Origin of the sequence: Streptomyces sp. NPDC048590 (assembly GCF_043199535.1) — a bacterium.
Classification (GTDB): Bacteria; Actinomycetota; Actinomycetes; order Streptomycetales; family Streptomycetaceae; genus Streptomyces.
This window is the reverse complement of sequence record NZ_JBICWC010000007.1, coordinates 221,612-245,111: the sequence shown is the minus strand read 5'-3', so window position 1 is coordinate 245,111 and position 23,500 is coordinate 221,612. Positions and strand designations below refer to the sequence as shown.

18 protein-coding genes, 1 pseudogene and 2 CRISPR repeat arrays are annotated in these 23,500 nt (G+C 68.8%); of the genes and pseudogenes, 8 read left to right on the top strand and 11 right to left on the bottom strand.

Translation table 11 applies throughout. The features are described from left to right. Positions 1 to 160: 160 nt before the first annotated feature. Positions 161 to 484 carry a divalent-cation tolerance protein CutA gene (gene cutA / locus ACGFNN_RS21910; RefSeq protein WP_362665320.1) on the top strand — a complete coding sequence of 108 codons (324 nt, stop codon included), beginning with the start codon at positions 161 to 163 and terminating at the stop codon, positions 482 to 484. On the opposite strand, the gene ACGFNN_RS21905 is transcribed toward cutA, so the two are convergent. After that, a complete protein-coding gene (locus tag ACGFNN_RS21905) occupies positions 481 to 1,791 on the bottom strand; it encodes a helix-turn-helix domain-containing protein (protein WP_393558118.1) in 1,311 nt (436 codons plus the stop codon). The genes cutA and ACGFNN_RS21905 overlap by 4 nt on opposite strands. 216 nt (positions 1,792 to 2,007) lie before the next feature. Between ACGFNN_RS21905 and ACGFNN_RS21900 the strand changes: the two genes are divergently transcribed. The 5 genes from ACGFNN_RS21900 (at position 2,008) to ACGFNN_RS21880 (ending at position 5,278) form a co-directional block, all read left to right on the top strand. Continuing rightward, positions 2,008 to 2,613, top strand: a complete 606-nt coding sequence (locus ACGFNN_RS21900; RefSeq protein WP_393558116.1) for a hypothetical protein — start codon at positions 2,008 to 2,010, stop codon at positions 2,611 to 2,613. Further along, positions 2,603 to 2,947, top strand: coding sequence for a DUF6415 family natural product biosynthesis protein (locus ACGFNN_RS21895; RefSeq protein WP_393558114.1), 345 nt, complete (start codon positions 2,603 to 2,605; stop codon positions 2,945 to 2,947). Before ACGFNN_RS21900 ends, ACGFNN_RS21895 begins: the two co-directional genes overlap by 11 nt. 60 nt (positions 2,948 to 3,007) lie before the next feature. Next, positions 3,008 to 4,120: a radical SAM protein gene (locus tag ACGFNN_RS21890; protein ID WP_393558112.1), complete on the top strand. Its 1,113-nt coding sequence runs from the start codon at positions 3,008 to 3,010 to the stop codon at positions 4,118 to 4,120. A 2-nt stretch (positions 4,121 to 4,122) separates the two neighbouring features. Continuing rightward, complete coding sequence (locus ACGFNN_RS21885) at positions 4,123 to 4,320, top strand: hypothetical protein (protein ID WP_362665331.1); 198 nt, start codon at positions 4,123 to 4,125, stop codon at positions 4,318 to 4,320. An 85-nt stretch (positions 4,321 to 4,405) separates the two neighbouring features. Then, a complete protein-coding gene (locus tag ACGFNN_RS21880; protein ID WP_393558110.1) occupies positions 4,406 to 5,278 on the top strand; it encodes a GNAT family N-acetyltransferase in 873 nt (290 codons plus the stop codon). Between the two features lie 57 nt (positions 5,279 to 5,335). Here the strand turns inward: ACGFNN_RS21880 and ACGFNN_RS21875 are convergent. The 8 genes and pseudogenes from ACGFNN_RS21875 to casA form a co-directional block, all read right to left on the bottom strand. After that, positions 5,336 to 5,422 (bottom strand): annotated as a pseudogene (locus tag ACGFNN_RS21875) (IS5/IS1182 family transposase); the annotation flags it as partial. Positions 5,423 to 5,533: 111 nt separating this feature from the next. Next, positions 5,534 to 7,332: a CRISPR direct-repeat array (repeat unit 29 nt; unit sequence CGGAACACCCCCGCGTCGGCGGGGAGGAC). 17 nt (positions 7,333 to 7,349) lie between these two features. After that, positions 7,350 to 7,667, bottom strand: coding sequence for a type I-E CRISPR-associated endoribonuclease Cas2e (gene cas2e / locus ACGFNN_RS21870; RefSeq protein WP_385033665.1), 318 nt, complete (start codon positions 7,665 to 7,667; stop codon positions 7,350 to 7,352). Beyond that, positions 7,667 to 8,605 (bottom strand): type I-E CRISPR-associated endonuclease Cas1e, encoded by a 939-nt coding sequence (gene cas1e, locus ACGFNN_RS21865; protein ID WP_393558444.1) that lies wholly within the window; start codon positions 8,603 to 8,605, stop codon positions 7,667 to 7,669. Before cas1e ends, cas2e begins: the two co-directional genes overlap by 1 nt. A 56-nt stretch (positions 8,606 to 8,661) precedes the next feature. Next, positions 8,662 to 9,312: a type I-E CRISPR-associated protein Cas6/Cse3/CasE gene (gene cas6e / locus ACGFNN_RS21860; protein WP_393558108.1), complete on the bottom strand. Its 651-nt coding sequence runs from the start codon at positions 9,310 to 9,312 to the stop codon at positions 8,662 to 8,664. Next, positions 9,309 to 10,085 carry a type I-E CRISPR-associated protein Cas5/CasD gene (cas5e, locus tag ACGFNN_RS21855; RefSeq protein WP_393558106.1) on the bottom strand — a complete coding sequence of 259 codons (777 nt, stop codon included), beginning with the start codon at positions 10,083 to 10,085 and terminating at the stop codon, positions 9,309 to 9,311. The genes cas6e and cas5e overlap by 4 nt, the downstream gene beginning before the upstream one ends. Beyond that, the gene (gene cas7e / locus ACGFNN_RS21850) at positions 10,082 to 11,245 is read right to left on the bottom strand and encodes a type I-E CRISPR-associated protein Cas7/Cse4/CasC (protein ID WP_393558104.1); all 1,164 of its coding nucleotides are present in this window, start codon (positions 11,243 to 11,245) and stop codon (positions 10,082 to 10,084) included. Before cas7e ends, cas5e begins: the two co-directional genes overlap by 4 nt. Continuing rightward, the gene (gene casB, locus ACGFNN_RS21845; protein WP_393558102.1) at positions 11,242 to 11,853 is read right to left on the bottom strand and encodes a type I-E CRISPR-associated protein Cse2/CasB; all 612 of its coding nucleotides are present in this window, start codon (positions 11,851 to 11,853) and stop codon (positions 11,242 to 11,244) included. Before casB ends, cas7e begins: the two co-directional genes overlap by 4 nt. A gap of 74 nt (positions 11,854 to 11,927) precedes the next feature. Continuing rightward, on the bottom strand, positions 11,928 to 13,667 hold the full coding sequence (casA, locus tag ACGFNN_RS21840; protein ID WP_393558101.1) for a type I-E CRISPR-associated protein Cse1/CasA: 1,740 nt from the start codon (positions 13,665 to 13,667) through the stop codon (positions 11,928 to 11,930). A gap of 131 nt (positions 13,668 to 13,798) precedes the next feature. Here casA and ACGFNN_RS21835 point away from each other — a divergent pair, with 131 nt between their 5' ends. Then, complete coding sequence (locus ACGFNN_RS21835) at positions 13,799 to 13,969, top strand: hypothetical protein (RefSeq protein WP_393558099.1); 171 nt, start codon at positions 13,799 to 13,801, stop codon at positions 13,967 to 13,969. A gap of 142 nt (positions 13,970 to 14,111) precedes the next feature. Here ACGFNN_RS21835 and cas3 read toward each other — a convergent pair whose 3' ends face one another. Further along, on the bottom strand, positions 14,112 to 16,952 hold the full coding sequence (gene cas3, locus ACGFNN_RS21830; protein WP_393558097.1) for a CRISPR-associated helicase Cas3': 2,841 nt from the start codon (positions 16,950 to 16,952) through the stop codon (positions 14,112 to 14,114). Positions 16,953 to 17,232: 280 nt separating this feature from the next. Next, positions 17,233 to 19,579: direct repeats of the CRISPR family, unit length 29 nt; unit sequence GTCTTCCCCGCCGACGCGGGGGTGTTCCG. Positions 19,580 to 19,865: 286 nt separating this feature from the next. On the opposite strand from cas3, the gene ACGFNN_RS21825 reads away from it, so the two are divergent. Then, the gene (locus ACGFNN_RS21825) at positions 19,866 to 21,083 is read left to right on the top strand and encodes an IS110 family transposase (protein ID WP_393558095.1); all 1,218 of its coding nucleotides are present in this window, start codon (positions 19,866 to 19,868) and stop codon (positions 21,081 to 21,083) included. 79 nt (positions 21,084 to 21,162) lie between these two features. Here ACGFNN_RS21825 and ACGFNN_RS21820 read toward each other — a convergent pair whose 3' ends face one another. Beyond that, complete coding sequence (locus ACGFNN_RS21820) at positions 21,163 to 23,451, bottom strand: DUF2786 domain-containing protein (protein WP_393558093.1); 2,289 nt, start codon at positions 23,449 to 23,451, stop codon at positions 21,163 to 21,165. Positions 23,452 to 23,500: the final 49 nt, after the last annotated feature.

Genomic DNA, 23,500 nt, shown 5'->3' with positions numbered 1-23,500 from the left:
GCGGATGTCGCCACGCCTTGTGCCTCGTGCTGCTCGTTCCCGGCGGAGCAGTTCGTCAGGTAGTTCGATCGCCAAAGGCGGGATCGTGAGCAGGTCGTTTCGTGTGGTCTCGCACCGGGACCCTGTTGGGCTGCGCGTCCACCTGGCTAGGCTCCCCCTCATGACTCAGTACGTGCAGGTATCGACCGCGACGGCGACGAAACAGCAGGCAGTGGATCTGGCCGGCTCGGCCGTGCAGGGGCGCCTTGCCGCAGGCGCTCAGGTCGTCGGCCCGGTCACGAGTGTCTTCTGGCACCTGGGTGAGTACGGCACAGGCGAGGAGTGGCAGGTCCTCCTGAAGACGACTGCGGACCGGTACAAGGAGTTGGAGGCTCATCTCCTTGCGCATCACCCGTGGGACAACCCGGAGCTGTGCGCTGTACCGATCATCGACGGCGCAGACCGATGCCTGGAGTGGATCAGCGACTCTGTGAAGCTGACCTAGCCTGCCACCTGGCCGAGAAGTTCTCGGATGACGCTCACGTCCGCGTGGGGGCGGAGGCGTTCGAGTAGCGGCGCAAGGCGCTGCCGAGGTCGGATGGAGGCGACGCCTGTTGCGAGCTCGAGGGATCGCCTGGTGGTCTCGGCTGCCTGCTCGACCTCTCCAGCGTTGAGGTAGGCGTCTGCGAGCCACGAGAGGTAGAGCGCCTTGTCGCGGGCGTGGTCGTCAGAGTATTGGCCGAGGGCCTTGGTGAGGAAGGGGACGGCGCGGAGAGGCCTGCGCAGCTCGGTCCAGCAGCGGCCAGTCATGATGTCCAGCTCCGTATGGTCGACCCAGGCGGACCAGTCCGGCTGTGGCTCGTCGTCCTGGGCGGAGTCCAGGGCTTCACGGGCGGCCGCGAGCGCGGCCTCTGCTCTGGACGCCTGGCCATCCACGGCGCACGCCCAGGCGTGGCGTTCATGGAGGAGGGCACGCACGGTGGCTGGTGTGCGAGTGGTGATGGTGGCGCAGGAGCCCTGGGCAACCGTGACCGCAGTGCGCCGGTCATCCGGGAGGGTCCGGTAGGCGAGGAAGGCCAAGCTGTTGCCGTAGAGGTCAGAGTCCTGGGCGTCTTCCGCGACGGCTCGGCTCTCCTCATACAGGGTGGTGGCCTCATGCATGCGCCCCCCGTCGAAGGCAGCCCATCCGGCTTGCTGAGCCTGCTCGGCCAGAAGGGCGGTGAGGCGGCGTCGGGAGTCGTCGGTGAAGGACGCCTGCCGGAGGAGGCCCTTGGTGTGCATGACTTCGCCTAGATAGACGCGGTAGGTGTCGCCGCCGCCGAGGACTTCGTCCAGGCGCCGGAGGCGAGCGGTGCGCTCGCGGAGCCGGTCAATGTGAGCGTGGGTGATGCGGCGCGGTGCATCGGGGCGGTGCAGGGCGGGGAGCGTGGCGGCCAGTCCGGTGCTGGTTGCTGCCTGGAGGAGCGTACGGCGGTGCACGTGCGGTCCGTTCTCTGTGCGGGACGTGACAGCAGTAGCGTCGTCCGCCTCCCACGAGCGGGTGGCGAGACCGACCATGCCCCCGGGGATGCGCAGAGCGTCGGCGATCTGCGCGATCTTCTCGAACGTAGTGATTCGGCCCTGGCCCCGGGCGAGGGTCCCCACCCGGTCCGGCTTGATGTCGCACTCGGCGGCGATCTTCGAGTAGCTGATCCCTGCCCGTTCTCGGGCGATTCGGAAGATGGTTCCGAAGTCGTGCTCGGTCAGTGCGCGTTGCACTTCGCTGTCGCCGAGAAGTGCACGCGGCAGTGCTGTCGGTGGTTCGTAGGTCATGGGGGCCGTCTTCCTGCTGGCGAGAGTCTGCGCGGCTGCCGTCGAGGGCGTCTACCCATCATGGGGATACCGGGCGCAGGGACGCGCGTCTTTGGCGGAACGACCACTCTTCAACGCCAAGGCCCTGGGGCGGTTCTGTCCGCCAGCCCGGGGTGACGACTGGATAGGAGTCGCCGTGTTGGAGCGTATCCATGGCCATGCCGTGCAGGTGGCGCGATGAGCGAGGTCGAGGCTGTGGGACACCCTCGAGACGGGAAGTCGGCCGGCGTCGCTGCTCGCCCACCGGTGAACGTGCTCACCCGTGCGGAGACGAACGCCGCGGTGGCGAGCTGGCTGTTGTGTGCGGCCGAAGACCGCAAGGCGGCCAGACAGGGGTGGGAAGGCGACGGTCTCACGCTCATTCGGTGCGGGTCTCTGTTCTCCGCCGTGCGGATCCCCGGAGAGTTCATCCGTGCCGCCGCCGGCGTCGACCTCAAGGGCGGGTGGGAGGAAGCCCCCAGGATTGATGCGTTCCTGGCCTCTGCTCTGAAAGACGGCCCGGTGATCGCGGACTGGTACGCGGCGCAGTACTACGCGCTGGTCCCTGCGAGCGGGGGGCTCCGCTGGTACGGGAGAGGCACGGCGTTTCTCGGTCCCGCGTCGTACCTCGGAGTACCGAGGCCGGACGTCGACGAGCCGGGACTGGCCCGTTCGTACTGGTCAGTCCCCATGGAGAGCCCGGGGGCTCTCTGCTGTCCAGACGCGCTGCAGGCGTTTGCACTCAACGCCAAGGCGCTCGCAGGGGCGAGACGTCGTGAATTGGAGGCCGACCGTGAGCGCTGATCCGCTCGACATCGCAACCATCCGGGCGACTGCCGAGCGGGCCTGCTCCATCAATGGCGCCCCGGCCGACGACCTCCGCTTCCTGGCATCCGCCCTCCGAGGGCAGTTCGCGTTACTCGTCCCCGAAGTGCGGGAGATGGCTCGGCGCAGGTCGACTGAGCAAGCCGCGGTGGTTGCGCTGGTCGGCGCCGAGGAGGCGGAACGTCGGGCGGGGGCTCTTGGGCCGGACATGGATGAGCGAACTGTGCGGAAGTCCGCGATGGCAGTCCTCGCGCTCTGCCGTCACTACGAGAACTTGAGCCGCGCCGCTGCCGTCGCGTTTCCGCCCGTGTGACACCCCCTGCTGTGCGCCCTCACCAGGCGCCTTCCTGCCACCCGACCGAAGGAAGTCATGATGCATGAGCTGATCGCCAGCCCCTTCCTGGGGCAGTACGTGCTGCTCCGCCCCGGGAGCCCGGGAGGGTTGCTCCTTCCCGAGGCCACCTACGAGGATCTCCGCGCCGCTGCGACCGGTGCTGTCCCGGCCTGGTTGGCGGACGCCGCGCGTGATCAGTGGGGAACGGACATCGCAGGCCGGCCTCTGTCTGGGCTGCTGGTTGTGCGGGAGCCGTCCAAGTGGGGCTACGGCAAGGCGTCGTGGGAGGTCAACCTCGGCTGCAACTACAAGTGCAAGCACTGCTACCTGGGGCTGAAGGTCAACGCGGGGATGCCGCTCGACGACAAGCTGCGCTGCCTCGACATCATGGCCGAGGCCGGGGTGCTGTGGCTCCAGGTCACAGGCGGAGAGCCCACGATCGACCGAGACTTCATGCCCTCGTACCGGCACGCGTGGGACCACGGCATGATGATCACGCTGTCCACGAACGGCTCTCTGCTGTGGCGGGAGAACCTGCTGACGATGCTCCGGGGGCGCCCGCCCTACCGGGTGACGGTGTCGATGTACGGGGCCACCAAGCGCAGTTACGACGAGCTGACGCAGCGCGAAGGCGCCTGGGATCTCTTCATGCAGGGCATGGGCGCAGCACGGCGGGCGAAGCTCCCGCTGCGGATGAGCGTCATCGTGACCGAGGACAACGCCGACGAGGAACAGGCGATGGTCGGCCTCTGCGAACAGTGGGGTGTGGACTACGCCGTCTTCACGAACATGACGCCGACGATCTACGGCGGCGGAGAAGTCCTCACTGCCCAGTCCAAGGAACACCTGCGGATGCGGAAGCCGTTCAGTGGCTGCAACGCCGGCCACACGTTCTTCCACATGGACCCGCACGGCTTCGCGACGATCTGCAAGATCGGCCGCGATGACCAGATCAGTCTCCCCGCTGAGGGGATCGACGGTCTGGCACGGCTCGGCGGCATCGCCGACCGTCTCATGCTTCGCACCGGTGGCTGCTCCGGCTGCCAGCTCTCGGGGTCCTGCACCGTGTGCAGGCCCCTGGCCAAGCACTACCAGGAGGCGAAGGCTCCACTGGAAAGTTACTGCCAGCACGGAATGAAGAAAGCAGGCTGACCATGACCGCTGTCGCTGTTGAGCTCTCTCCCAGACGTCCCCTCCCCGGGGAGGTGCCGACCCAGGGGCTGCCGTACCTCACGCGCCCCGTCGAGAGGCCCGTCGCCCCGATCGTCACCATCACATCCGTCGCGGACCTGGACGACGTGATGGAGGCGGCGAAGTGCTCGTGCGCTGCGGGCGACGACAACCCCCACTGACCTGATCTGCGTCTGATCTGGTCATGAACGTGCAGGCCCCGGTGTTCGCGCCCCGGGGCCTGTGCCGTGTGTGTAGCGTGCGGCCATGCTCTTGAACTGGGACTGGATGCGTCCCCTGTTGTCTGTGCCGTTCGTGCCGACGCTGGGCCCGGTGCACCCCTCCAGCCCCTTCCCAGACCTGTTCGAGGCCGCGGCCGGTGTCGCGGGCAGTGGGGAGTTTCTGCCGTACGACAAGGACCGCCGCTGGTCGCACACGAAGACTGAGCGGATCCTCGTGGGCGCAGTGCGTCATGACGAGCGCTCGACGCTTCTGCCGACACTGTGCGGTCGAGGCCGGGGCATGGTGAAGGTTCACGCGTACGGCGCGGAGCCTGACGTCCTGGCCGACGCGGCCGGGTTTGCCCGCGAGCTCGGTGTCGAGCATGCGGTCGGGCGGGCGCGCGTCGTGTGGTTCCTGGGCCCTGAGCAGCCGGAGTCAGCGGTGTCGGTGGGCACGCGCGTCCAGTTGAAGACGTTCGCCGGCCCGGAGTCGCCCTCAGACGTCGAGGTGCGGCAGTACGAGGAGCAGCCCAACAGTGTGAAGGCGACGTTCGCAGCGTTCGCTGAGGAAATGAAGGCTGACGGCCTGGCCTTCCTTCACGAGCAGATGGTGTCAGGCGCGGTGGGACCGGTCCTTACCATCGCGTGTGAAGGGCAGGTCGCCGGCGCGATTGGCCCCATGGAGACGACGGTCGACGAGGTCGGGCGGTCCCGGCTGCTTCCACAGTACTTCGCCGTGCTGCCGGAGTACCGCGGGCACGGATATGGCCGCGCGCTCTGGCGGGCTGCGATGTCGTGGGGCCGGGCGAGCGGTGCCGACTACCAGCTGCTCCAGACGGAGGTTGGAGGGGCGTCCGATCGGCTGTGCCAGGGCGAAGGCCTGACATCCCTCGGATTTGTCTGCACACGGTCCGTCTGACCTCATCCTGCGGCCTTCCTCCGGGATGGCCCAGCTCGAGTTGCGTGGGCGCCTCCTTTTGCGCGCGATGCGGACGCCGATGCGCTTGCCCCCGAGCCATTTCCGCAGGTGAGGGACATCGTATGCCTTGTCCGCATGAGCCCGAGACGCAGCCACCGAGGGTTGTTGACCGGGAGCGGCTGGTCAGCCGGCAGGCTTTCCCTACGCCGAGTAGTGCCGTCAACTCGCCTGTTGTGGTGTCGGCCCCGTTACGCACCGGGACACCCCGCATCGGCGGAGAGGACCCCCGGTTGCTGATCTTCGGGTCCCCGTTCGTCGGAACACCCCCGCGTCGGCGGGGAGGACGGCATGCCGGTGACCATCAGCAGGGCCGTGCCTGGAACACCCCCGCGTCGGCGGGGAGGACCACCGCTCGATTCTGCGCGCCGTGGTCGACCGCGGAACACCCCCGCGTCGGCGGGGAGGACCGTCCGATCAGGGTTCGCGGGTCGCGCTGCTCCGGAACACCCCCGCGTCGGCAGGGAGGACTCCAGCACGTCGAACGCGAACTCGTTGGCGTACGGAACACCCCCGCGTCGGCGGGGAGGACACAGCCTGGCGCCGCGGCAACTGGTCTCGCGACGGAACACCCCCGCGTCGGCGGGGAGGACGGCACCCCGAACTGGAGACCCTCCAGCCGCGCCGGAACACCCCCGCGTCGGCGGGGAGGACACAGCCTGGCGCCGCGGCAACTGGTCTCGCGACGGAACACCCCCGCGTCGGCGGGGAGGACGGGCCGCCTAAAGGGGAGTCCTGCATTCCGGGGCGGAACACCCCCGCGTCGGCGGGGAGGACTTCTTGTCGGCCTCGGCCGCGTCGAGGTCGCGCGGAACACCCCCGCGTCGGCGGGGAGGACGCGCAGGGCTCCACCGTGGCGATGAACCGCCTCGGAACACCCCCGCGTCGGCGGGGAGGACACCGGCACCAGCACCGCGGGCGGCTCGTTCTCCGGAACACCCCCGCGTCGGCGGGGAGGACCGGGGCCGGGCGGACTGCGCACCGGGTTGAACCGGAACACCCCCGCGTCGGCGGGGAGGACGGCGTGGTCGAGCTGGCTCTCCACGTCCCCCTGGGAACACCCCCGCGTCGGCGGGGAGGACGCCGGGCACCCGCCGGCCAGGGTCGCCGTCACCGGAACACCCCCGCGTCGGCGGGGAGGACAGCAGCCCCCGGTTGCCCTGCCTGCGTGGCTGCGGAACACCCCCGCGTCGGCGGGGAGGACGGCCTGGTCCTCGACCCGTTCGCCGGGTCCGGCGGAACACCCCCGCGTCGGCGGGGAGGACACAGTCAGGTACACGACGCTCGCCTCCTCCTCCGGAACACCCCCGCGTCGGCGGGGAGGACCACGACCTCATCGTCCCGGTGGACGACGACCGCGGAACACCCCCGCGTCGGCGGGGAGGACCTGGGCGGGCAGTGATGGACCTGCGCGAGCGGCGGAACACCCCCGCGTCGGCGGGGAGGACGACAGCGACATGACGGCCGACTGCTCGACCGCCGGAACACCCCCGCGTCGGCGGGGAGGACCCTGTCACGCAGATCGGCACGGCACTGGTCAACGGAACACCCCCGCGTCGGCGGGGAGGACGTACTGGTCGATGAGACCCCGATTGCGCATGGCGGAACACCCCCGCGTCGGCGGGGAGGACGGTGACGAGCTGCTCGTACGCGGCCATGGACGCGGAACACCCCCGCGTCGGCGGGGAGGACGGACACCGCACTCTGATCGGAGGCCGGTGTGCCGGAACACCCCCGCGTCGGCGGGGAGGACGAGGACGGCGACGCCGCCACGTTCGGCGCCCGCGGAACACCCCCGCGTCGGCGGGGAGGACGACGCCGGGCGTCCGCATCAGCGGCTCGCCAGCGGAACACCCCCGCGTCGGCGGGGAGGACATCTGCACACCAGGGCTGCTCATCGCCGTCGCCGGAACACCCCCGCGTCGGCGGGGAGGACGATGAGCCGCATCGTCTCGGCGTCGGTCATGCCGGAACACCCCCGCGTCGGCGGGGAGGACACTTCCTGACCTGCACCTTAGAAGGGGCTTTGCATTTCCATTGCCTTTGGTGCGGCAGTCATGCGGATCAGGGTAAGCCCGTCGAAGTCAGCAGGGACGCGGCGGCGAGTGCCCGCGGTTCGAACGGCGTAGCCCTGTTCGGTCGGGGCAGGGTGGACGAGGACTGCGGCGCCATTGCCCACGGTTTCGGTGACGGCTTTCCAGAGTTGGTCACGGACGCGGGCGGAGACGCTCCCGACAAAGATGCCTGGGACGACCTCGCTGGTCCAGCGACTGAGTGCACCGCGGAGGTGATCAGGTACGGCCGTAGTGGCGATCACGAGCATGGACGGCATCATTCACCTCGGGCCGCGTAGTTGATGCCGGCAGGAAGTGCACCGGCCTGGGGGTCCCAGAGGTGGACCAACTGTACGTCGCGCTTCTCCTGCGGTTCGTCTTCGTCGGTGGCATCCGTCGAACCCGGCGTCAGGAGGCTCTGGACGTCCCGGACGATGCGCGGGAGGAGCTTGAGGAGTCGTAGGTCTTCACGGAAGCGGCGACGGGCCTCCTGTTCGGGGTTGTCTGAGTTGTGGAGGGCGAAGGCCAAGGGGAGGGTGGTCTCGGCCTTGTAGAGGTCGGCGATGTCGTATACGAAGGAGTGCTGCTTTCCGGTGTGGACGAATCCGAGGGCGGGCGAGAGGCCGAGTGCGAGCAGAGCGGCGTGGACGATGCCGTAGAGACAGGCGCTGGCCGCAGACAGGGCTAGGTTGACGGGGTCCTGGGAGTGCCACTGGTCAGGGTGGTAGTTGCGGCGGAAGCGGCCGATGCCGTGCTGCTGGGCGAGGATCTTGTAGAAGGCTTTCATCCGTTGTCCCTCGAGGCCGCGGAGTTGGTCGAGGGTGACGGTTTCGGGAAGTTCGGCGTCCTGGAAGCGCATGCGGTACATGCGGACGGCCACGTCAAGACGTCGTCCCGGGTCGGACCAGCAGGCGACCTGCTGCTCCAGCCAGTGGGTCGTCAGGGAGTCGGCGAGGATGCCGGCGTAGGCGCGCACTCCGCCTGATCCGACGGAGACGACGGTGGTGCCGTGGCGGGCCAGGGTGTTCAGGGCAGGTGTGGTGATGGAGACGCCCGGACCGAGCAGGAGGCACGACAGTGCCGCGGTGGGGATGTAGACGAGGTCGGTGCGCTGGGCATCCACCTGTATCTGAGCGCAGACACCGGTGTCGTCCTGTACCACGCGGACCATGTCCAGGTAGAGGAATGACAGGGAGTCGGCGACGCGGGGCAGCATGGCGAGGGTGGGCGAGGCGAGGCGCCGCCGGGCGTCGCCTCCCCTTCTGGGTGCGCTCATGCGGCCGGTGCGGGGGCCAGGCTGAGCAGTCCGGCTCCGTACGGCTTTCCCCGTCCGATGCCAGTCCGGACGGCGTCGTGGAGGGCGCCCGGATCGGTGACCGTCGCGGTGCCGTCGTAGCGGATCAGGCTGTGCCTCATGCCGTCGGAATCCTGCCTGCGGGGTCGGATCGGCGGCATGTTGGTGGGGGTGAGGACGTGGATCTGCAGGCCCGCGTCAGTAGCCCGGCGTAGCCACCATTGGTCGGCGTCAGCCCCGGACAGAGGCAAAATCCGGCCGCGCTTTCCCCTCGCTTCCAGCGTGAGGCGCTCGCGCTTGGCGGGGTTGAGGACGATGCGGTAGCGGACGGCCAGCCCTTTGCGCAGGGCTGTGAACATGGGGGTGAGGCTCTTGATGTCTGCCTGCCCGTATCCGGCTGGGAGTCGGGCCGGGTCGAGGTGGTTCGCTTGGACGAGGAGGGTGCTGGAGTTGTCGGTCTCGTCGAGGCGGTAGAGCAGGCCCGCCTGGCTGCGGGGGGAGTCGCCGAGGCCGTCGGGCACCATGCGCATCACCGTGCGGTGCATTTCGGTGGCGTCGCGTAGATCTCTCTGTACGTCGCGGCTGTGCGGGTTGAGGCGGATCCGGGCGATCACCGGCTCGTCTTTCATGCGTGTTCCTCGGCGTGGGTGTAGTCGATCAGACGCGTGAGCAGGGTTTTCCGTGGTCCTGTCAGGGCGCGGCTGACCGGCTCGATGGTGCGGTAGAGACGGCGGCCGGTATGGGCCCGTCCGTGTTGGGCGAAGCTGACCGGCATGTCGTTGATCTCGATGACGTCAGCGGCTGCGCCGGGGCGGCCTTCGGGAAGGGGACTCTCCCGGAGGAACTGCACTGCGATCGTTTCCGCTTCGTGCTCACGGGGTTCCGGGGCGGTGAGCGGCACTCCGGTCAGCAGCTCCGCCTCGGGGTTGTCGACGTGGCGGCGCAGAAGGAAAGGCTCGTCGGGTGCGCAGGAGCGTCGGCCCAGGTACGGCGCCCAGCAGGGGCGCCGTAGTGCTGACGCGATCTGCTCTGCCAGACGGTCGGGGGCGGTGACGGCGACGACGAAGACCGCATCGGACAGGTACTGGCGACGGGTGATGACGGCCGCGTCCTTGTTGCTGCCGCCACTGGTGGCGGCAGTGCGTTCCTTGGGGAAGCCCCCGCCGACGGTGTGGTAATCCTCCAGGAGTATGCCGGGTCGGTCGACTCGCACCGTGAGCCGCACCTGCTCGTACTTCTTGAGGCCGGCGACGTCGGCGCGGGTGATGCCTTCAGCCGCGGCGAACATCCCCACGAGTGCAGAACGAGTCGGGAAGAAGGCGGTCTCCCGCACTGGGGTGAACGCCGAGCGTTCACCCCAGGACTGCAAGGGACCGGCCAGACGCAGCAGCAGTCCACTCACTGCTGGGCTCCCGCGACCGTGCTGTCGATGGCGCCGATCGCGGCCTCGACGGCGGCCTCGACGAGTTGGTGGTAGGAATCGTGGGCGGCGCCGAGTCCCTGGGGCTTCTCCTGCGGGTCGATGACCGTGTGCCCGTGGAAGGGGCGGTAGCGGTCGCCGGTGAGCCGGTTGATGTTGACGGTGTACGTGTCGAGCGCCTGGCGGGACGGCTTGGAGAAGCCTCCTTGCCGGTCGGCGGTCACGGGAGTTTCGAAGGCGGCGGCCAGCGACAGCGGTCGGTGCTCACGCACCGCCAGGTATGCGAGGTCCGGCAGTGTGTGCGGTGCTGTCGAGTTCTTCTTGGCCTGCGGCAACGACATCAGGAAGTGCTCGGCGAACGAGGTCAGTGCCGTGCGGGCGGCCTTGACGTCGCCCTCGAGGTTCTTCAGCAGGTCGGTGACGTTGACGGTCCCGTACCGGTAGAAGACTCCGGCGGCGAATTCGGCGGTGTCCAGGTGTCCGCTGCCGGTCTCGGACTCCCCCAACCAGTCGTCGACCGCGGTGAAGTAGTCCCGCTGCGGCTCCGCTGCGTGCGTGGTGAAAGCGTGCGCGACCTGCGCGGCGCCGTCGACGTTGGCGTCCGGCAGCTCGGCGAGCATGCGGCCCAGCAAGCTGATGGAGGCCGTGCGCCGCTTGAGGATCCTCTCGATCGTGTTCGGGGGCAGTACTTGCGGAGCCTTGCTGCCCTTCTTGGAACCCGCGGCCTTCGCCATGGCGGCCTCAAGTGCCTCGCGGTGCTCAGCACATACAGTGGCGAGTTCCTCGATGGCCGCCTCCGGAAGGAACAACAGCACCGAGGTATGACCGGCGGCCTCCAGACCGATGCCCTTCTTGCCGGCGCTCACCGCCACCTGGGCGCCTGCGAACTCGGCCAGGTCGGTGGGCCAGCCCGCCCGCTCGAGCGTCTGCCGCACCTTCGCCGGCACGAGACGGGTTCGGGCCGCCTTCTCCCCAAGGTCCTGCTCCACACCAAGGCGGATGGGCCGCTTCCAGGACTGGCTGGAAACCCGGATACGCAGCGCGTCGCCATAGCGCACCTGCTTCGGAGACCCGAGGTCATCGCGGTTCAGGTTCGCCGCCGGCACCGACTGCAGGGCGTTCAGGTCCAGGTACAGAGTCATCGCTCGTTCTCCTCGGGAAGATCGATGGTGGGGTCGGTGAGACCGGTGTGGCTGGAGCGACGGAAGTACTGATCGAGCCAGCGGGTGGCTGTGGAGTCGCGGTCCTGGGTCCACCAGGACAGGTCCTTCAGCAGGACCGCCCAGTCGACCTCGATGCCACCGCTCAGGAGTTGCCGTGTCAGGGACGGAAGCGTCCGGTGAACCGCATCGCTGCTCTGCCGGGAGATCAGGTGCAAGGCGCTCTCCGCCGTGCCCGGCTTCATGACGTCCTTCCTGACGGCCTCGCCGAGCGCGGAGCCCAGGTTCGGGCGCAGATACCAGGCAGTGGCCGAGATGTTGGCCGGCTCGGTCTGCCGGGCGGCGCGCGGGCGCGCCGCGATCAGCGAGGTCACCCCGTAGTAAGCCCGGCGGGTATCCGGGTAGCTGACGTCGTCGTGCCGGTGAAGCCAGGGGACGAGATAGCGGTGCATGTAGTTGCACCGCTCGACCGGCAAGCCCAGACCTCTGCGCAGCTCGGCACGGGTTCGGTTGTCCTGGCACAGGTCGTGGACGTAGGAGATGAATCTGTCGTGCTTCGGCGGCGCGGCGGCCACCTTGGAATCGGTCATGAGGCATCCCTGGTGCGGGGAATGGGCGAGTTCGCCGACGTGCGGTCGGCGTGCGCTGGATGGCTGGGGCCGGCTCAGCCGGCTTTGGGAGTCAGGAGCGCGTGGAGCATGGAGCGCGCACGGTGGCGGGCGCGCGCCACCCTGATGTCTGCCCGGCTGGACGGGCCGATCGCCTCGTCCAATGCCGACAAGGCCGCATGGACGAACGGTTCCAGGGGGTGTTCCGTCCGCCGCTCAGGCTTGGTCAGCTGCCAGAACTCGGTCTCGGCCTTCGGCCAGTACCGGGTCAGGGCGGCTGAGGCCCAGGGGCCGGGTTTGCGGGCATCAAGTTTGACCTTCGCCTTCGGCGAGGGATCGACGTGAGAATCCGTGGCGACCTTCCAGGCGACCCTGGCAGCGAAATCCAGCCGGTTGCTCACGTCCTCCGCTGAGCCATGACAGCGCTGGATGTGGTGCGCCATCTCCTCGTCGTTCTCCTCCAGCCAGCTCAGGACCCGAGGAGTTGTCGACGCGAACCAGACGCTATCCTTCTGCTGGCCGTCCTGATCGAAGCCGTAGGCGCGTACCCGCAGTGTGGGCAGAAGCGTTTTGGGCAGTGCGCCAAGGGCCGGCGGCCGCTGGGTGTCCTGCCGGTCGTCCTTGAGCAGCAGGGCGTCCAGATCGCGCCACAGCGCACGGGCACCGTCGGCCTCACGAGGCTGAAAGCTCCCGTCCTTGCGCCGTTCGAGGATCTGGTACGGGTCCCGCACGACGTGAGCCTGCTCGTGCGTGGCCCAGGTAATGTACGCGTCTGTCACCTGCCGACCGTCCGGCGAGGGAACGAGCAGCACCGCGTGCCGGAACCGGCCTGTCAGCACCCCGCCCGGCCAGGTCACCGGAGACAGGGGTTTCAACGGGTCGGGAAGTTCCCCCTCCCACGGGCAGACGTCCTCGTCCTCACCGAGCTCCTCGTCCCGCAGCCGTGGTACGGCCAGGATCAGCGAGGTGAACAGGTCCTGGCCCCACGGGAAGTACGAGACCGACTTCCGCAGCGGTGCCGCATCGCTACTGCCGGTTCGGTCCTCGGTGATGCGCCGGGGTGTGCACTGGCCGGATGGCCCGAAGTAGAGCTGGGCGATCAGATGCCAGGCCGCCTCCGCGGCTGGCACGGGAACAGGAGCGGTGTCGGTGAAGTGCCCGAAAAGCACTGCACCATTGATGCCGGTGGGCCGTCCCATCACCAGCTTGTTCACACCCGACGGGTTCGGCGCGCCCTTGGCGTCCACACACTCCGTACGCAGCCGCGGGTCCTGGAGGAACGGCCGGTCCGCGTCGAACAGGTCAAACCTGCCTGACGGCACGTCCTTGTCGAAGTACCTGTCCACGGCCTCCGGATCGAATCGGTCGGCCCGTAGAACCCGTTGACGCAGATCGAGCCAGTCATCGACGTTCTCGGCGACGTCCAGGTCATCGAGACGTTCGTCTCCATCGGTGGCAACCCTGGCGGTGATCGCTGCCAGGATCCGCATCAGCCCTGCCGCTGCCGGCGGCACCGGCAGCTCCAGGTCATCGATCTCGTGGGCCTGCTTGAACAACTGCCGCAGTCCGATCCGTACCGACTCCCCAGTCAGTAACCGCACCGGAATCCACGGCTCGTCCCGCAGGTCGAACCCCCCAGACATCAAACAGCCCCCTTCGAACATGGTCAGCGCGAAGCAACACGGCAAAGCCCCCCCAGAGACCACTGCGTCGCGCTTCGCATTGAAGCAGCCACCACTGACACAGGGGGCCCGTTCCTTGCTGCGCAGCCAGTAGAGCACCTTCTGGTGATACATGTGGCCGTATTCGAGAAGGCTGGAGAGTATGGGGCGGAGTACGAGGAGGGGGTCTTGATCGATTTGCGTCCCAGACTCAGGGCCCGGTAGAACTTCCGCTCATCACATCGGAGTTGACCCGAGGAGACCTTGTGTACCGAGTCCCGAGCACATCCACCTCATGGGCTTCGTCGGCACCCTGGGTGCTGGTGATCGCCGTCATCGTCATCGTCATCACCCTCAGGCCTGCCCCGTCCACCGTCGGGTCGTGCCTGCTTCTGCTGACTGGGGCCGGGAAGGCGTACCGCAGCTTCGCCCGGTAGCCTCGGAGGGTGGTGACCGTACCGGGATGCCACCACCCTTCCCGCCGATGCGGGGGTGTTTCAGCTGGAGAGCGCGGGGCTGAGAACAGCCCAACGCCTTCCCCGCCGATGCGGGGGTGCTCCACATGGGCTGCCCAGACGCCTATTCCCGGACGAGGCCCAGGTCCTGATCCAGGCGCATTGCCTTGTCGCCGACCTTCACGGCCTGGGCCTTTCCTCGGTTGATCGGCTGACGGAGGACTCGAAGGTCTCCCAGCATGGGGTGCTCGGCCCATGACGTGGGCGGAGCAAAGCTCTCCGGCTCGGCGCCACGGAACCAGTCGGCGCGGACTGGGATCGTTCGGCGCATCACCTGCCGTACGGCTGCTGACGGCATCCTTCCCTCGGTGGTCGCTTCAGGCAGCGGCAACGTGCCCTCGACATCGAAGGTCAGTAGGCCGTCCTCCTGCGCGTAGGCACACAGAAGGCGTACCGAGTCCGCGCCCAGACGAGTCGACACCTCCCACTCATCCTCTTCGCCCTCCATGTCATGCAGGTCGTGGAGCTCGGCGATCTGCCGGGCACGGCGAACGGCGCACAGAGCAGCCATGCTCCGCTCTGCCGTCTCCTTGCCCTTGTGCTCGGCCCAGTTCTTCGCCTCTCGGCTGCCCGGAGCGTTCCAGGCGAAGTCCTCGCTGTCACCGTGGGCAGCCTCGACCAACTCCTGCACGTCGCCCGGAATGGCGATGCCAGCCCTTTCGATTTCGGCAAGCTTTCGCGAGGTCTTGCCTAGCAGGTGCTCGGAGTACACCTCGCCCCACTGCACCGGCATCCGCCCACCGCCCGACAAGGGATCGAGGACGACGAGACGCGGCTCATCTGCCCATTCGGGCCGGCCGATCCCGTCGGGGTACCCATGCTTCTGCCAGTGCTCTTCATGCCGCCAGCAGCGGCCCGCCCGCTGCAACAACAAGGACAGGGGGGCAAGATCGCTGATGACGATGTCCGCGTCCAGGTCCAGAGACTGTTCGACGACCTGCGTAGCCACCACGATCCTCCGGGCCGGTCTCGGACCGTTTCGGCCGAGCCCCGCGGTGACCTCGGCCGTACGCTCCTCCCGCACGTCTCCAGGGAAGCGGGCGTGCAACAGCTGCACATCGCCCCCCTCCTCATGGGAACGACAGTCGATCTCCTCGCTGAGCTGCCGGTACGTCTCCTGCGCTTCAGCAACCGTGTTGCAGACCACCAAGGCGGTACCGCCGAAACGTGTTGCGACCGGCTCCAGCAGCCGCTTGATCACCGCGATCCGGTTCGCCACCCCACCCTTGTCCCCGTGGACGACTCGCTCAACGTCCACCCTGAGGCGCAGGCTGCGCATGCGCGCCTGCTCCACCTGACGAGCTCGGGACATCTGAGTGCAGCTGCCGGTCTCGCCGTCCACGTACAGCCAGCCCGGGTAGGGAGCCGGGAAGGTCCGCCGCTTCAGCGCCGTCGACTTGTGGCCTGCACCCTGCAGGTACTCCTTGATCAAACGGTCGCTGACCGAACCCGGCAACGTCGCCGACAGCAACACGACCGGCACCCCGTAGAAGCCGAGCCAGTTCAACAACCGTCCCAGCAGCACCTGCATGTAGGGGTCGTAGGCGTGCGCCTCGTCCACGATGAATGTCTTGTTCGAGAGAGCGAGCATGCGCAAGGCGTTATGCCGCACAGGCAGGACAGCCATCAGCGCCTGGTCGATCGTCCCGACCGCGAACTGGGCCAGCAGCGGCCGCTTCGATCCACGCAGCCACCGCCCCGGCCTCATGTCAGCCTCCTGGCGGCCGCGCCCCGCCGGAGCCTCGTCGCCGTCGCAGGTCACCACCGCCTCACGAGCCAGGCCCTCGTCGGCATAGGCGCTGCTTAGCCACGCCATGCTGTGCACTAAGGTCAGCCCGGCATCCTCCCCCGACTGATTCCGCAGCGTCCTCGCAACCCGGTTGTACATCTGATCGCTGGTGGCCATCGTCGGCAGCAGGAACGCGTACCCGTACGTGCCGAAGATGTTCGACAGGATCCGCTCCGCCTCCAGCGCAGTCTCCGACTTGCCGTCACCTGGAGCAGCCGTCACCAGCATGACGCCTCCATGCCTTCCAGAACCCGCCGCCGCGGGCAGTTCATCCATGACCGACTGCTGCAGAGGATTCGGCGCCCCCACGATGCCGTATGCCTCGGCGAAGTCCCTACGCTTCAGGTCCACCGGCGTCAGCCCGGCCTCCCGCAGCAAGGCGACAGCGTCCGCCTGCGAGCGCCGGAAATGCTCGGTCAGTGACGGTTCAAGCTTGAGCTGACGCTTTTTCAGGTAACTCTCCTGGCTCACCAGCCAGTCCGCGAGGATCACTACCCCCGTCACCAACACGGCTGCCGGGGCCTTGAACGCCCCAGGCGCCGCAGGAGCCCCCAGCGCGTCGTACACCGCCGTGGCGTGCGCAGCCCGCTGCCCGGCCCACGCTGCGTCACCGAGGAACGCCTTCCAGACACCGTCGTCCAGGCGGTGAAAGCGGCCGTGATGACCGCCAATAATCTCTGCCACGCGAGCCGTGGCGCGCATCTCGCCATCGTCCTCGTAACCGAGCACTTCCAGCACCTCGGCCGTGGCCGTCATGCCCGCCACGTCATGCCCGGCCCTTACGGTGGCCATCTGCTGACTGCTTACAGCCAGTCCACTGCTGAGGAACTGCGCAGCCCGCGGTGAACAGAATTGGAAGCCCGACAGCTTCCCGATGTCGTGCAGGCCGGCACACAACCCGACGAGCGCACGAGCACGATCCAGCTCCCCAGCCAGACCCATCCCTTCAGCTACACACATCCTCTGGTTGTCCGCCAGGTAGACATCCCACAGATGTAGCGCCATGGCAGCCGCATCAAGAAGATGTCTCACCAACGGGTAAGGAGGCAGTGCCGGATCCAGCCCGCGGGACTTCCCCCACACCGATTCATCCGGCACGTTCTGGCTGCACAGCACGTAGACCCCCTCCACTCGGCAACTCGGCCTCTACCCAGCAGTACAAGTAGCGCCGCTACCAAACGCAGCCAATCCAAGCACTCAGCACTGACATTGACGCCGATACTCGGATTCCGGTGGCCGTACCTCCGGGCACTTACGCGGGCATCCCGCACCCGTCTCGGCAACCCTGTCAGCCTCAGGCTGGATAAGGTGATGCCATGCGACTCCCCGAGCGCCTCACCTCATCAAGAATGGCAAAGAGAATGCAAAGCCCTTCTTGAGGCGCAGGTCAGGAAGTGTCTTCCCCGCCGACGCGGGGGTGTTCCGTCTGCGCGGCCACCGCGGCGCCGGCCTGCGTGGTCTTCCCCGCCGACGCGGGGGTGTTCCGTTCCCCTTGGCGGACACCTTTCGCCTCCACCTGTCTTCCCCGCCGACGCGGGGGTGTTCCGCTTACCGTGTACGAGGAGAGGCCACCGTCGGCGTCTTCCCCGCCGACGCGGGGGTGTTCCGGCCAGCCTTGTCCTTCCGTTCGAGCGGGTCGGGTCTTCCCCGCCGACGCGGGGGTGTTCCGTCGTCCGACTGGCAGCCAACGCCGAAGACATGGTCTTCCCCGCCGACGCGGGGGTGTTCCGATGACTCAGCAGCAGCTCGCCGACGCGGCGTGGTCTTCCCCGCCGACGCGGGGGTGTTCCGATGCCTCGCTCTTCGGGGGTCTGGCCGGCTACGTCTTCCCCGCCGACGCGGGGGTGTTCCGCGCTGTTCGCCGACTCCGCGGCCGCCACCATCGTCTTCCCCGCCGACGCGGGGGTGTTCCGGTGGTGCCGGTGTTCCGCAGCTGTCGGTCGGCGTCTTCCCCGCCGACGCGGGGGTGTTCCGGACCGCCATCTGCACCGCGTCGTCCACCAGGTGTCTTCCCCGCCGACGCGGGGGTGTTCCGATCGCGTAGCGCAGGGCCTTGCGGATCAGCGAGTCTTCCCCGCCGACGCGGGGGTGTTCCGGCCCCCGGCGCTGAGGTGGATGTCGACGAGGTGTCTTCCCCGCCGACGCGGGGGTGTTCCGATGCTGCGGGAGACGACGCCGGCGGGGCCGGTGTCTTCCCCGCCGACGCGGGGGTGTTCCGCTCGGCGGACATGGCCCGGTTGCCCGCCCACAGTCTTCCCCGCCGACGCGGGGGTGTTCCGGCCGGGGTTGTCGAGAACGTGACGGACGTCCGGTCTTCCCCGCCGACGCGGGGGTGTTCCGCGAACGACACGTTGGCGTCGCTGACCTCAGCGGTCTTCCCCGCCGACGCGGGGGTGTTCCGCGAACGACACGTTGGCGTCGCTGACCTCAGCGGTCTTCCCCGCCGACGCGGGGGTGTTCCGTGCTCCATCTGCGGCTACATCGGAGCCCCCGCGTCTTCCCCGCCGACGCGGGGGTGTTCCGGGGAGCGTGAAGACGCCGTGATCACGGCCGTTGTCTTCCCCGCCGACGCGGGGGTGTTCCGGGCATTCGTTGAACAGACGCCGGAGCCGGACCGTCTTCCCCGCCGACGCGGGGGTGTTCCGCTCGCCGGTGTAGCGGTCACTCTGCGGATGGAGTCTTCCCCGCCGACGCGGGGGTGTTCCGGAGGCGCCCGTGGCCGGCAACCCCCGCAACGGGTCTTCCCCGCCGACGCGGGGGTGTTCCGCCCAGCTCAACATCCGGACCGCGGCCGCCGATGTCTTCCCCGCCGACGCGGGGGTGTTCCGGACGGCATCAAGGCCAGCGCAACGGCCGGCCTGTCTTCCCCGCCGACGCGGGGGTGTTCCGGGTTGCGGGGGTGATCATAGCCCCTTGGTACGGTCTTCCCCGCCGACGCGGGGGTGTTCCGTCGTCTCCGTCTGCCTCGTGCGCGTAGTCGCGGTCTTCCCCGCCGACGCGGGGGTGTTCCGCGCCGCCAGGTGTCAGCAGTCCGCAACGGGCGGTCTTCCCCGCCGACGCGGGGGTGTTCCGTCGACTCGGTCGTACAGCTGGTCGAGTTGGTCGTCTTCCCCGCCGACGCGGGGGTGTTCCGCCCGCACCGACCCGCGCATGCGGACACAGGCAGTCTTCCCCGCCGACGCGGGGGTGTTCCGTCAAACCCGTCATCCGCACTGGCCAGCTCGCTGTCTTCCCCGCCGACGCGGGGGTGTTCCGACGGACGAGGACGGGAAGCGCCGTACGGCGTCGTCTTCCCCGCCGACGCGGGGGTGTTCCGGACTCGGCCGATCTCCCCGACGATGCCCTTTTGTCTTCCCCGCCGACGCGGGGGTGTTCCGCCTCCGGGGCCATGGCGTCCGAGACCCTGTACGTCTTCCCCGCCGACGCGGGGGTGTTCCGCCCAGGTCAGACCCTTGTTGTGTGCTGGCATGGTCTTCCCCGCCGACGCGGGGGTGTTCCGTCGGCCCGCACGGGCGCACGTTGCTGCACCAGGTCTTCCCCGCCGACGCGGGGGTGTTCCGGGATCGCTTGGCAGCCGCGGCGAACTCGCGGGGTCTTCCCCGCCGACGCGGGGGTGTTCCGGTGATGGAGCGCCTCGGCGCCCCGCCGATGCCGTCTTCCCCGCCGACGCGGGGGTGTTCCGTATCCGCTGGCGGTCGCGGCCGCCGGGCGCTGGTCTTCCCCGCCGACGCGGGGGTGTTCCGGCGCCGGCCCCCGCCAAGAAGTCCCCCGTTATGTTCTTCGCGGTCCTGCAAGAGGGCCGCTGGCCTCCGGGCCCGGCATGACTGTTGCCCCCTGTCGAAGACATGACCTGGGGGGTGGTGTCACCGGGTCCGGGGGTGTTCGTCGGAGACGCTGATCAGAGGTCCGGCCACCGTCCGGTCCGGCGCAATGCCGGACAGTTCGCGGGCGGCAGGTCTGCATAACGTGGATGCGCGAGCACGACACCCGAGCCGAGGCCGGCACCGCCAAAACCCCTGGAAGGGCGCGATGTTCGAGATTCAAGACGTGGGCGTGTTCCTCGGCCTGGACGTCGGCAAGTCCGCCCACCACGGCCACGGGCTGACCCCGGCCGGGAAGAAAATCTTCGACAAGCCGCTGCCCAACAGCGAGCCGAAACTGCGGGCCGTGCTCGAGAAGCTGACCGCGAAGTTCGGCACCGTCCTGGTCATCGTGGACCAGCCCGCCTCCATCGGCGCCCTGCCCCTGACCGTCGCCCGCGACACCGGCTGCCGCGTCGCCTACCTCCCCGGCCTCGCCATGCGCCGAATCGCCGACCTCTACCCCGGCGAGGCCAAGACCGACGCCAAGGACGCGGCCGTCATCGCCGACGCCGCGCGGACGATGCCGCACACCCTGCGCTCGCTGGAACTGACCGACGAGATCACCGCCGAGCTGACCGTCCTGACCGGCTTCGACCAAGACCTCGCCGCCGAGGCCACCCGCACCAGCAACCGGATACGCGGCCTGCTCACCCAGTTCCACCCGTCGCTCGAACGGGTCCTGGGCCCACGACTCGATCACCAGGCCATCACCTGGCTGCTGGAGCGCTACGGCTCCCCGGCCGCCCTGCGCAAAGCCGGCCGCCGCAGACTCGTCGAGCTCATCAAGCCCAAGGCCCCACGCATGGCCCAGCGGCTGATCGACGACGTCTTCGACGCCCTCGACGAACAGACCGTCGTGGTCCCCGGGACCGGCACCCTCGACATCGTCGTGCCCTCCCTCGCCGCGTCCCTCAGCGCCGTCCACACCCAGCGCCGGGCCATGGAAGCCCAGATCAACACACTGCTGGAGGCACACCCTCTTTCCCCGGTCCTGACCTCGATGCCCGGCGTCGGCGTCAGGACCGCCGCAGTCCTCCTTGTCACCGTCGGCGACGGAACCAGCTTCCCCACAGCCGCCCACCTCGCCTCCTACGCCGGCCTCGCCCCGGCCACGAAGTCGTCGGGCACCTCGATCCACGGCGAACACGCACCCCGAGGCGGAAACCGGCAGCTCAAACGCGCCATGTTCCTCTCCGCCTTCGCCTGCATGAACACCGACCCAGCCTCCCGCACCTACTACGACAAACAACGCGCCCGCGGCAAAACCCACACCCAGGCCGTCCTCCGACTCGCCCGCCAACGCATCAGCGTCCTGTTCGCCATGCTCCGCGACGGCACCTTCTACGAATCCCGAACGCCAAAGGACGTCGAGCTCGCCGCATAACCCAGTAACCCTGAACCACCCCAAACCCGACAGGGGTGCCTTGACGAAAGACATAGAGGCACCCCCCCCCCGACCGGTCTCAGTGGGTGAGCCGGTCCATGTCCTCCTCGTCGGCGAAGGCGGGCCCGCCGATCTCGGCGTGCTTCCCGTCGGCCACTCCCTGCCAGTAGCCCGTGCCCTTGAACTTGGTCGGACGTGCCTTGGCGAGCTTCGGGTAGCGGGCGGAGACCTGGGCCTCGACGACGGCGGTACGGTCCGCGAGGACCAGGGCCACACTGCGTCCGGCCGAGTCCGGTCCCAGAGGGTCGGTCTGCTGCTCGGCGCCGGCGGCCGCTCTCGCCGCCCGCTGGGCCGCGCCGATGCGGGTGGTGACCTCGCGGATGAAGCCGAGCATCCAGGACCGCTTGTACGCGCGCGCGTCCTCGCCCTCCGGCCGGTGCAGCGCGTCGGCGGCATCCGCGCCTCTCAGCATCTGGAGGCGCAGGCTCGTGAACAGAACCTCGGTCGCGTGGAGATCCGCCTCGAAGCCGAACAGGTGCACCCGGTGCCGGTTGTCCTTGCCGCCGGGGTACACGGCGCTGCAACGCATCTCCCCCGCGATCCAGCTGAGCAGCCGCCGAGCCTCCTTGACGTATGGGGGATGCACCTCGACGACCTTGTCGACCGGCTTGCCCGGATCGGACACGTCGTCGAGCATGGCCTGCTCGATGCCGTACTTGGCCATCAGCTCGGTGGCCTTGTCGAGGAACGTCCGGGCCTCCTGCTCCGTGGCGCTCTTGTCCTCCGCCTGCCGCAGCAGCGCCCTGACCTTTTCGAGGAGCGCGGCCGGCAGGCCACCGGTGGGACGTGCGACGTGCTCCTCGGGAGTCCGTCGCGCCGCCGGTTCTTCGTCGTCGTCCGCGCCCTGGTCGGCTCCGTCGTCGTCCTGCCGCGTGATCGCGTCGGCCAGGTCGTCGGGCTCGGGGGCGAGTACCGCGAGGGACTCCAGCGCCCACCTCCGCCAGGCCGGGGTGTCCTCCTCCCGTACGCGGGCGAGAACCGTACGCAGCCGCTGGACTCCCCCGTCGGCCCCCACGGCGAGGAACTCCAGGCGGGCGTAGCCGAGTCGTGCGACGGCGAGCAAGGCACCGAGGTCGAACGCGCTGTCACCGTCGTAGTGGATGTCGATTCCGGGCTCGGGGTACCACTCCGCCTCGTGCTCGCCCGACTCGTTCCACAGGTCCATCGGGATGAGGTCGAAGGAAGCCTGTACCGGCGCACCGGTCCTGACGCGCAGGACGGATTCGGACGGCGCTCCCGAGTACGCCTTCGCGGCCGCTCTCTCCTGCGGGGACGTGACGATGTGGTACCAGACCGGCAGGGAGCCCTCCATCCCGTGCCAGGTGGTCCTGCCTTGCCCCGCGAGTTCCCTCGCCTGCCGCTCGACCTCGGTGTCGTCCTGGGCTTGGCCCTGCCAGTCCAGGAAGTCGAGGAAGGCGCCCAGGTAGTCGTCGGCGGACCGCCACGGGCCGCGCTTGCTGTGACTCAGGAGGGCGCGCTCGCAGCCGGACAGCGCGGCGATCACGGGCTGGAGGACGACGGACATGTACCTCTTGACCGCTTCGGACAGCTCCGCGAGGAAGGCGCGCGTCGCTTCCGAGCCGTTCGCCTGCTGCTTGCGTCGCCAGACTTCGAGCTCCTCGGCACACGCCTGCTGCTGCGCCAGCCACAGCAGATGTCCGGCGCCCTGAAGGTGCTCTTCACGCAGAAGGACGACGTCCTGGACCATCGCTACTGTCTCCGGCGCGTCGAGCACGGCCCGCGCGAGGAGGTTCAGAGGTTCGGGCTCATGGGTGAAGAACTCCGCCAGAGTGAGGAGTTCCCGGCCGTGGCGACGCGGGGCCCGCTGGGGGGAATCCACGGGGCCGTCCCATGGGACGTCCGCCGACCAGCGTGAGCGCCATCCGGCGTAGTCCCGCTCCATGTTTCCGGTGCGGCACTGGTTCCGCCTCCACCACCACAGCGACATCTCCTCCCAGGCCCCCGCGTTCCAGGACCACAGGGCCGGCTCGTCACCAGGTGCGAGGCGGGCGCGCAGTTCCCGCACCGAATCCGTCAGGTCGTGAGGGTGAGCTCCCGGGATCAGCCGCTCCAGCCAGCGAACCGTGTCGCCCACGGACCGTGCCCGTGCCTGGTCCGCCGCCACACGCGCGATCGTGGCGGCCGCCACGCGCCGCCGATCGCCGAAATCGGAGGGAAGCAGCTTGTACAGCTGGGCTCCAGCCGTCTCCAGGACCTCGGCCAGGTCCTTCACCCGGGCTTCCAGCCATTCCTGCCTGGCCTTCCCGAAGGCCCCCTCCGCCGGTGATTCCGGACCCTCATAGCTCATGCGTTCCCCTCCCCCGGGGCTTCCGGTCCCCACCGGATAGCCCCCTGCT

What these genes read in the sequence shown, in the direction of transcription:
- cutA (WP_362665320.1), top strand. Translation starts at nt 161, where the DNA reads ATGACTCAGTACGTGCAGGTATCGACCGCGACGGCGACGAAACAGCAG.
- ACGFNN_RS21905 (WP_393558118.1), bottom strand. Translation starts at nt 1,791, where the DNA reads ATGACCTACGAACCACCGACAGCACTGCCGCGTGCACTTCTCGGCGAC.
- ACGFNN_RS21900 (WP_393558116.1), top strand. Translation starts at nt 2,008, where the DNA reads ATGAGCGAGGTCGAGGCTGTGGGACACCCTCGAGACGGGAAGTCGGCC.
- ACGFNN_RS21890 (WP_393558112.1), top strand. Translation starts at nt 3,008, where the DNA reads ATGCATGAGCTGATCGCCAGCCCCTTCCTGGGGCAGTACGTGCTGCTC.
- ACGFNN_RS21885 (WP_362665331.1), top strand. Translation starts at nt 4,123, where the DNA reads ATGACCGCTGTCGCTGTTGAGCTCTCTCCCAGACGTCCCCTCCCCGGG.
- ACGFNN_RS21880 (WP_393558110.1), top strand. Translation starts at nt 4,406, where the DNA reads ATGCTCTTGAACTGGGACTGGATGCGTCCCCTGTTGTCTGTGCCGTTC.
- cas2e (WP_385033665.1), bottom strand. Translation starts at nt 7,667, where the DNA reads ATGCCGTCCATGCTCGTGATCGCCACTACGGCCGTACCTGATCACCTC.
- cas1e (WP_393558444.1), bottom strand. Translation starts at nt 8,605, where the DNA reads ATGCTGCCCCGCGTCGCCGACTCCCTGTCATTCCTCTACCTGGACATG.
- cas6e (WP_393558108.1), bottom strand. Translation starts at nt 9,312, where the DNA reads ATGAAAGACGAGCCGGTGATCGCCCGGATCCGCCTCAACCCGCACAGC.
- cas7e (WP_393558104.1), bottom strand. Translation starts at nt 11,245, where the DNA reads ATGACTCTGTACCTGGACCTGAACGCCCTGCAGTCGGTGCCGGCGGCG.
- casB (WP_393558102.1), bottom strand. Translation starts at nt 11,853, where the DNA reads ATGACCGATTCCAAGGTGGCCGCCGCGCCGCCGAAGCACGACAGATTC.
- casA (WP_393558101.1), bottom strand. Translation starts at nt 13,667, where the DNA reads ATGTATCACCAGAAGGTGCTCTACTGGCTGCGCAGCAAGGAACGGGCC.
- ACGFNN_RS21825 (WP_393558095.1), top strand. Translation starts at nt 19,866, where the DNA reads ATGTTCGAGATTCAAGACGTGGGCGTGTTCCTCGGCCTGGACGTCGGC.
- ACGFNN_RS21820 (WP_393558093.1), bottom strand. Translation starts at nt 23,451, where the DNA reads ATGAGCTATGAGGGTCCGGAATCACCGGCGGAGGGGGCCTTCGGGAAG.